7 protein-coding genes and 1 pseudogene are annotated in these 8,159 nt (G+C 73.4%); 6 read left to right on the forward strand and 2 right to left on the reverse strand.

Features of this window, described 5'->3' with window-relative positions; genetic code table 11:
* Window positions 1-2: 2 nt before the first annotated feature.
* From ACFWPT_RS19490 to ACFWPT_RS19500, 3 genes are read left to right on the forward strand one after another with little or no spacing between them, the layout of a single operon-like run.
* A complete protein-coding gene (locus ACFWPT_RS19490; RefSeq protein ID WP_380483049.1) occupies window positions 3-2,318 on the forward strand; it encodes a xanthine dehydrogenase family protein molybdopterin-binding subunit in 2,316 nt (771 codons plus the stop codon).
* Entirely contained in the window at window positions 2,315-3,247 is a 933-nt protein-coding gene (locus ACFWPT_RS19495) for an FAD binding domain-containing protein (RefSeq protein ID WP_380483051.1), read from the forward strand. Before ACFWPT_RS19490 ends, ACFWPT_RS19495 begins: the two co-directional genes overlap by 4 nt.
* On the forward strand, window positions 3,244-3,774 hold the full coding sequence (locus ACFWPT_RS19500) for a (2Fe-2S)-binding protein (protein WP_380483053.1): 531 nt from the start codon (window positions 3,244-3,246) through the stop codon (window positions 3,772-3,774). The genes ACFWPT_RS19495 and ACFWPT_RS19500 overlap by 4 nt, the downstream gene beginning before the upstream one ends.
* 8 nt (window positions 3,775-3,782) lie before the next feature.
* Here ACFWPT_RS19500 and ACFWPT_RS19505 read toward each other — a convergent pair.
* Window positions 3,783-3,933, reverse strand: a pseudogene (locus tag ACFWPT_RS19505) (IS5/IS1182 family transposase); the annotation flags it as partial.
* A 31-nt stretch (window positions 3,934-3,964) separates the two neighbouring features.
* Window positions 3,965-4,723: an SDR family NAD(P)-dependent oxidoreductase gene (locus tag ACFWPT_RS19510; protein ID WP_380483055.1), complete on the reverse strand. Its 759-nt coding sequence runs from the start codon at window positions 4,721-4,723 to the stop codon at window positions 3,965-3,967.
* 147 nt (window positions 4,724-4,870) lie between these two features.
* On the opposite strand from ACFWPT_RS19510, the gene ACFWPT_RS19515 reads away from it, so the two are divergent.
* From ACFWPT_RS19515 to ACFWPT_RS19525, 3 genes are all read left to right on the forward strand, one after another.
* Window positions 4,871-5,506 carry a TetR/AcrR family transcriptional regulator gene (locus ACFWPT_RS19515; RefSeq protein WP_380483057.1) on the forward strand — a complete coding sequence of 212 codons (636 nt, stop codon included), beginning with the start codon at window positions 4,871-4,873 and terminating at the stop codon, window positions 5,504-5,506.
* Between the two features lie 301 nt (window positions 5,507-5,807).
* A complete protein-coding gene (locus ACFWPT_RS19520; protein WP_380483059.1) occupies window positions 5,808-6,803 on the forward strand; it encodes a hypothetical protein in 996 nt (331 codons plus the stop codon).
* Window positions 6,803-8,155 (forward strand): cytochrome P450, encoded by a 1,353-nt coding sequence (locus tag ACFWPT_RS19525; RefSeq protein ID WP_380483061.1) that lies wholly within the window; start codon window positions 6,803-6,805, stop codon window positions 8,153-8,155. The genes ACFWPT_RS19520 and ACFWPT_RS19525 overlap by 1 nt, the downstream gene beginning before the upstream one ends.
* Window positions 8,156-8,159 lie beyond the last annotated feature (4 nt).

An 8,159-nucleotide genomic window follows, 5' to 3' on the forward strand; every position in this document is an offset into this window, starting at 1 on the left:
TCGTGGAGCAGTGGACCAGGCGCGAGGACGAACGGCTGCTCACCGGCCGGGGCCGCTTCGTCGCCGACATCGAGGTGCCCGGGTGCCTGGACGCGGCGTTCGTGCGCAGCGGCGTGGCCCACGGCGTGCTGCGCGGGGTGGACTGCGCCTCCGCCCGGGAGGTGCCGGGAGTGGTGGGGGCCTGGTCCGGCGCGGATCTGTCGGAGCCGGGCCCGCCCGGGACGGCGGCCTCCGGCTTTCGGGGGCTTCCGGCGGTGCCGTACACGTTGTTGGCCGGACTGTCCACGGAGGAGGCCGTGGCAGGCCGGGAGTGGCCGGCGCTGGCGAGGGACCGGGTGCGGTACGTGGGCGAGGCGGTGGCGGTGGTGCTGGGCGAGGACCGTTACCGGGCCGAGGACGGGGCGGCGGCGGTGTCCGTCCGGGTCGACCCGCTGCCCGCAGCAGTCACCGCGGGCGCGGCGGCGACGGACTCGGTCCGGTTGTTCGACGGTCTGAGCAACACCGTCTTCCGCGGGGAGGCCGGGCGGCCGATCGACGATTCGGTGTGGCGGCGGGCCGCGGTGGTGGTGGAGGGCCGCTACCGCCAGCAGCTCCTGCTGCCGTCCCCGATGGAGTGCCGAACAATCCTCGCCGTACCCGAAGGGGACCGGCTGACGGTGTGGTCGGGGCACCAGATGCCGCACCGGCTGCGGCGCGAACTGGCGGCGCTGCTGGGGTGGCCGGTCGACCGGGTGCGCGTGGTGGTCCCGGACACCGGCGGGGCGTTCGGGTCGAAGAGCGCGGCGTGGCCGGAGTTCGTCGTGGTCGCCCACCTGGCGGTGCGGCTGGGCCGGCCGGTGCGGTGGATCGAGGACCGGCTGGAGTCGATGACGGCCGCCTCCCGGGGCCGGGGGCAGGACCAGCGGGTGCGGCTCGCCGCCGACGCCGAAGGACGGCTGCTCGCCTACGAGTTGGAGATTGAAGCCGAGGTGGGCGCCTACCCTCAGCTCGGTGCCGGGCTGCCGATGCAGACCGCCTTGATGGCCACCGGCCCGTACGCGACCCCTCAGGTGCACACGACCGTCCGCTCGGTGCTGACCAACACCATGGTGACGTACCCGTACCGCGGTGCCGGCCGACCGGAGGCGGCGATCGCGCTGGAGCGGGCCGTGGACCAGATGGCTCGTGAACTCGCCATCGACCCAGCCGAATTGAGGCGGCGCAACTTCATCCCGCCGCACCGGTTCCCGTACCGGACGCCCACCGGCCGGTGCTACGACAGCGGGAACTACGCCGCCGCGCTGGACCTGGCACTGGAGACCCTGGACTACCGCGGCTGGCGAGCCGAGCAGGCCCGGCGCCGAACGGACCCTGACGCCCTGCCGCTGGGCATCGGCCTGTCCTGCTACGTGGAACGCTCCGGCGGGGAGCCGGGCGGGCTCCACGAGTTCGGCGGCGTCGAGGCCGCAGCGGACGGCACGGTCCTCGTCCGGTGCGGCGCGGCCCCCGCCGGCCAGGGGCACGAGACGGTCTTCCCCGCGCTGGTGGCCGAAGCCCTGGGCGTGGACCCGGGCCGGGTCCGGCTGGTCGAGGGGGACACCGACGAGCAGCCCGAGGGAATGGGCTCCTTCGGCAGCCGCTCCGCCCAGGTGGCCGGCGCGATGCTGCGGCACGCCGCGCAGTTGCTGCTCGACGAGGCACGCGAGCGGGCCGCGCGGCTGTGGAGCGTTCCCACCGAGGCCGTGGACTGGTCCGACGGCGCCGCGCGCCTCGTCCGTGGCGGCTCGCCGGCGATCGAACTGGCCGAGCTGGTGCGGGCGACCGGGCCGCTGCGGGTGGACGACCGGTTCGAGGCGGGCATGGCCTTCCCCTTCGGCGCCCACGCGGCGGTGGCCGAGGTCGATCCCGAGCTGGGCACCGTACGGCTGCTGCGGGTGGTGGCCGTGGACGACTGCGGCGTGCAGCTCGACCCGGTGATCGTGCGCGGGCAGGCCTTCGGGTCGGCGGTGCAGGGCATCGGCCAGGCCCTGTACGAGGGGATCCCCCACCGGGACGACGGCGTACCGCTGTTGGCCTCCGGGCTGCTGGACTACCTGCTGCCGACCTTCACCGAAGTGCCGGCCATCGAGGTCAGGGACACCTGCACCCCGGGCCCGGGTACGCCGCTGGGCGCCAAGGGGGCGGGCGAGTCGGGCTGCATCGGCACTCCGGCCGCGGTCATCAACGCCGTGGTCGACGCGCTGCGGATCGCCGACCCCGACCTGTTGCAGATGCCGCTCACCCCGGACGTGGTCTGGCGGGCGGCCCGTGCCCCGAAGCTTGTGGAGGCGGCTCGGTGAAGCCGGCCGCCTTCGACTACGCCGTACCGCGCACGGTGGCCGAGGCCGTCGAGGCGCTCGGCTCCGCGGACGGGACGGCCCAGGTGCTCGCCGGCGGGCAGAGCCTGATCCTCGACATGCGCCTGCACCGCGTGCGCCCCGGGCTGGTGGTCGACATCAACCGCGTCCCGGGACTCGACCGGGTCGACCCGGACGGCGGCACCCTGCGGGTCGGCGCCCTGGTACGACACCGCGCGTTCGAATCGGCACGGGCCGTCCCCGGCCCGCTCGGTACGCTGTTCGCCCGCGCGGCGGTCCACATCGCCCACCCTCCCATCCGCTCGCGCGGCACGATGGCGGGCAGCTTCGCCTGGGCGCACCCCGCCTCCGAGTGGTGCGCCGTGGGCGCCGCCCTGGACGCCGACGTCGAGCTGTCCGGCCCGCGGGGCACGCGCACGGTCGCGGCCCGGGACTACTTCCGGGGGCCGCACCTGACCGCTCGCCGACCGGACGAGCTGCTGACCTCGGTGGCCTTCCCGCTGCTCGACGGCGACACCGGGGTCGGTTTCACCGAGCACCGCCGTACGCACTTCTGCTTCGCCCAGGTCGCGGTCGCCGCCGCCCTGACGGTGCGGGAGGGGGTGGTCGCCGAGGCCCGGATCGGGCTGGCCAACTGCGCCGACCGGCCGCTGCGGGCCCGCGCGGCCGAGCAGGCGCTGATCGGCGCCGAGGCCTGGGCACCCGTCGGCGGACACCGGCTGCCCGACGGGCACCCGTTCGTCCGGGCCGGCGGGATCGCGGCGCAGCAGGACGCCGCCCCCGTGCCGGAGCCGTACGCCGACGTCGAGTACAAGCGGCAGGCCGTCGCGATCCTGGTCGCCAGGACGCTGCACCAGGCGGCGCAGGACCTGCGATCCCGCCGCGCCGAGCCGGACGGAGACCGCGCATGAGGATCACCCTGACCGTCAACGGCGAAACGCACCGGCTCGACGTGGAACCCCGCCGCATCCTCGCCGACGTGCTGCGGGAGGACTGCCGGCTGACCGGCACCCACCTGGGGTGCGAGCACGGCGTCTGCGGGGCGTGCACGGTGCTGGTGGACGGCGAGGCGGTCCGCTCCTGCCTCGTGTTCGCCGTGCAGTGCGACGGGAGTTCGGTGGGCACCGTGGAGGGCCTCGCCGGGCCCGGCGGCGATCCCCACCCCCTCCAGCGGGCGTTCTCCGCCGAACACGCCCTGCAGTGCGGCTTCTGCACCCCGGGGTTCCTCATGGTCGCCGCCGGCGCCTTGGCGGCCGACCCCGGCCTCGCCGACTCCCCCGAGAAGGTCGACGCCCTCGTCGGCTCCAACCTCTGCCGGTGCACCGGCTACGAACCCATCCGCCGCGCGATCCTGCGGGCCGCCCGCGAGCAGAACGCGCCGCGCCCGGACGACATGCGGGATCCGCCGCAACGACCGTCCGCTCACAACCGCCCGTAGAAGACATCTCATGTGGAGAGTCGGCGGGTGCAGATGGGGGCTGCGGCGGTGCCGGCGAAGGCGGCGAAGTGGTCGGCCTTGCGTTCGTAGCGGAGGTGGAGCCGGCGGAAGCCGCCGAGCCAGGCGGTTGATCACCCAGCGGTGTCGGCCGAGGCGTTGCCTGCGGCCCGGGACAGGCTCGCCCGGCCGGTCAGAGGAGGGCGCCGCCGGAGACCTCGATGCGCTCGGCGGTCACCCAGCGCAGGCCCTCGGAGGCCAGCGTGGCGATGGCGTCGCCGATCTCCTCGGGTTCGCCGACACGGCCGAGCGCGGTCTGCCCGGCCAGAACCTGGCGCATACCGACGTCATCCCGCATGGCACCGCCGTTGAAGTCGGTGGCGGTCGGCCCCGGGGCGATGGAGTTGACCCGGATGCCGCGGGGGCCGAGTTCTGCGGCCAGAGTGCGGCTCAGAGTCTCGACGGCGGCCTTCGAAGCGGAGTAGACCGACGTCGCGGCACTGGTGTGGCGAGTCAACGACGACGAGACGTTGATGACGTGGGCGCCCTGCGCCAGCAGCGGCACAAGCGACTGGATGAGGAAGAACGTGCCCCGCACGTTCGTGCCGAACACCGTGTCGAAGTCGTCGGCCGTGACAGCTTCCAGCGGACCGAAGACACCAACCCCCGCGTTGTTGACCACGATGTCGAGCCGCGAGGCCCCCCAGCGCTCAAGCAGTGCGCTCAGCTCGGAAGTGAAGGCTCCGAAGGAGGAGACGTCGCTGATGTCGAGACGCACGACAGCGGCAGTCCCACCCGCAGCGTGCACTCGCTGCGCCGTCTCCTCGGCCCCGGCCGCATCACCGCGATGGGTGACCACGACCCGCACCCCGCGCGCCGCCAGGGCAAGAGCCGTACTCCGGCCCAGGCCACGGTTCGCACCGGTCACCAAAGCGATCCTGTCGGCTGTCATCAGCTGCTCCCTCATCGCACGGCACCCGAGAGGCATCGGGCACCGCCATCAGATGCGAGTCACTTGACTCGCCTTTCCAACGCAGCGTAGGCGTGCCGAAAGAGGCGAGTCAAGTGACTCGCCTCGGAGCTAGGGCATACTGCACACATGGCAGCAGAGCTCTCCGCACATCACCGCCGTCTCGCCCAGCAAAAGCGTGAGGCGATCATCTCCGCGGCCACGGACCTCTTCCTGAACCGCGGTTACGACGGCACCTCCCTCGCCCGCATTGCCGAAGGTGCGGCCGTCTCGAAGTCCACCCTGTTCAAGCAGTTCCCCACCAAGGCAGCCCTCTTCGAGGCCATCGTCACCGAGTCCTGGCAGCGTGACACCGCAGGCGCCGTCGCGCGCCCTCAGGCCGGAGACCTGCGCTCCGGCCTGACCTCCATCGGCCACCGCTACGCCGACCTGATCGGCCGGCCCGGCATGACAGCCCTGTTCCGCATCGTCATCGCCGAGCTGCCCCGCTTCCCCGAACTGGGACGGATGCAGTTCCAGCTCGGCAAGCTGCCCTACTTCACCTCGGTCCAGCGCTACCTGGAGTCGGAGCACGAGGCCGGCAACGCCGACGTCCCGGACGCCGAGAGCGCCGCCAACCAGTTCCTCGGGATGATCGCCAACTACGTCCTGTGGCCCCGCATGCTGCTGACCGACTGGAACCCCGCAGCCTCTGACATCCGCTACGCCGTCGAGCAGGCGGTGGAGACCACGCTCGCCCGGTACGCCTCCGATCGACCAGCCTGATCCGAAGCTGGAAGTCGTGCGCCGCCACCCCAGTGCTGGAGGGGCCCGCGGAGCCGTGATCGTGCGGACCGTCGCCGTCGGCAAACGATGGCGAGCTCAAGCGGTCAGCGCATCACCGCTGTTGAGGAGGCGGGACGGCCAGCCGTGCGCCGGGAGGCAACGACGGATGCGCGCGCAGTCCATCCCCCTGCCCCGCGCCGGGCTAGTTTCGGCCTCCCAGGCAGGCCGGGCGACCCCACGCGATCGTCGCGGGGCACGGAGGCCGGCTGCGACCCCACACCAGACGAAGGCCGGCGCAACGATGACCGATCTCCGCGACGGGCAACCACACAGCACCCCGGACGCCTTGTGGTGCCCCTTCCCCTCCCTGACGAACCCCCACTCCGAACAGGCCGACCGGCAGAGCCTGGCCTGGCTGGCGTGCCACCGGCTGCTGGACGGTCGGCTCCGGCAGTCCGACCGGATCGGGCGCCAGCGCAGCGGCCACCTGGCCGCACGGACCAACCCCGAGGTCTCCGCCGAGATGCTGCGCCTGCTGTCCGACTGGTACGTCTGGCTCTTCGCCTTCGACGACGGGTACTGCGAGGACCGCGAACACGGAGACCGCCCAGGGCCGTTGGCCCGCACGACCGCTCTCCTCGCCCGGGTGGTCGACCCCGAGCCGCCCGGCGACGAGATGCCCGGACCGGCCGGCGCCTACGCGGTGGCCCTGCGGGAGATCCGGGACCGGGTCGCCGCACAGGCCTCGCCGTCACAGCTGTTCCGGTGGGAGTGCACGGTCCGCGACTACCTCTCCGCCCAGGTGTGGGAGGCCGCCAACCGCGAGGCGGGCACCGTACCGGGCCCGTCCGAGTACGCCGCCATGCGCAGGCACGCCGGGGCGACGTACACCTGCCTCGCCCTGGTCGACATCGCCGCCGGCTACGAAGTCCCGGCCGCGGAGGCGGACGGGCCTTCGCTGCGCAGGCTCAGGGACCTCACGGCGAACCTGGTGAGCTGGGACAACGACCTGTACTCCCACGCCAAGGAGACCGCGGGCGGCCAGGACCGCCACAACCTGGTCGAGGTCCTCGCCCGCCACCACCACTGCTCTCCGGCCGAAGCCCGACGGTCCGCCGTCGCCATGCGTGACACCGAGATGCGCGCGTTCATCGAGCTGAGCCGAACCATCCACACGGACGGCAGCGCCGCGGCCTCGGCCTACGCCCGCAGCCTCGGGCTGTGGCTGCGGGGGCACATCGACTGGTCCCGCGACACCTCCCGGTTCGACGTGCCGGCCCCCGCGGCGGGGCACTGATGCGCGAGGAGGACACCCCGCCCGGCACCGCGCCGTGCGCGCCGGGCCACCTGCCCCTGCTCGGGCACCTGCTCCCGCTGCTCGCCCACCCCGTGCCCTTCCTCCAGTCGCTCGCCGACCACGGCCCGGTGGTGCGGATCCACCTGTGGCGCAGACCGGTTCACGTTCTCACCGATCCCGAGCTGGTCCACCGGCTGCTCGTTCGGGACTCCGCGAAGACCGAGAAGGGCTTCGTCTTCGACAAGGCCCGCGGCCTGCTGGGCAACGGCCTGTTCACCTCCGAGGGCGCGTTCCACCTCCGCCAGCGACGCCTGGTCCAACCGGCCTTCCACCGCGACAGCATCCACCGGTACGCCGCCCTGACCGCCCGACTGGCAGCGGCGGCGGTGACCCGCTGGGAGCCCGGGCAAGCCGCGCCGATCGAGCCGCGGATGCACCGACTCGCCCGGGACGTCGTGGTCGAGGCACTGTTCGCCACCCGCCTGAGCCACGCCCAGAAGGCCCGGATCGACCGGGCCGTGCCCGTGGTCCTCACCGGATTCGTCCAGCGGGCGCTCTACCCGTCACCGCTGCTGGAAAAGCTGCCCGTACCGGCCAACCGGCGCTTCGACACAGCGGTCCGGGACCTGCGCACCGTCGTGGACGAGATCATCGCCCAGGCCGCCGCCCCGCACCAGGGCCCGGACGACACGCTGCTGTCCCTGCTGCTGACCACCCGCGACAAGGAGACCGGCCTCGCCATGGCACCGGCCCAGGTCCGGGACGAAGCGGTCTCGCTGCTCCTGGCCGGCACCGAGACGACCGGCACCACACTCGCCTGGTTCTTCCACGAACTCGCCCGGCACCAGGACCTGCAGGACGAGCTGAGCGAGGAGGTGCGCGCCGTCGCCACCGACGGCACCGTGTCCCCTGGCGACCTACCGCGTCTGGAGCGCACGGGGCACGCGCTCAGCGAGACCCTCCGCCTCCACACCCCCAACTGGATCCTGATGCGCCGGGCAGTGGCACCGCTCCGGTACGGCGGTGTCCTCCTGCCCCCGGGGGCGGAGGTCCTCTTCAGCCCGACCGCGCTGCACCGCTCCCCGCGGCTCCACCCCGACCCCTTGCGATTCGATCCCGACCGCTGGCGCCGTCCTGCGGGCCACGCCCCACCCAGACTGTTCATCCCCTTCGGCGCGGGCCACCACAAGTGCGTCGGCGAGTCCTTCGCCTGGGCCGAGATGCTCGTCGTCGCCGCAGCCGTCCTCGCCCGCCTGCGACTCAGGCCCGCCACCGCCACCCCCCTCCGGGAGAGCGCCGCCGCCGCCACCATCCGCCCGCGCGGCCCGCTGCTCATCGCGGTTCGGCGATGAGCAG

Source organism: Kitasatospora sp. NPDC058478 (assembly GCF_042720345.1).
Lineage (GTDB): Bacteria > Actinomycetota > Actinomycetes > Streptomycetales > Streptomycetaceae > Kitasatospora.

Coding starts and splice junctions, on each gene's coding strand:
- ACFWPT_RS19515 (WP_380483057.1), top strand. CDS start 4,871: ATGGCAGCAGAGCTCTCCGCACATCACCGCCGTCTCGCCCAGCAAAAG.
- ACFWPT_RS19500 (WP_380483053.1), top strand. CDS start 3,244: ATGAGGATCACCCTGACCGTCAACGGCGAAACGCACCGGCTCGACGTG.
- ACFWPT_RS19520 (WP_380483059.1), top strand. CDS start 5,808: ATGACCGATCTCCGCGACGGGCAACCACACAGCACCCCGGACGCCTTG.
- ACFWPT_RS19525 (WP_380483061.1), top strand. CDS start 6,803: ATGCGCGAGGAGGACACCCCGCCCGGCACCGCGCCGTGCGCGCCGGGC.
- ACFWPT_RS19510 (WP_380483055.1), bottom strand. CDS start 4,723: ATGACAGCCGACAGGATCGCTTTGGTGACCGGTGCGAACCGTGGCCTG.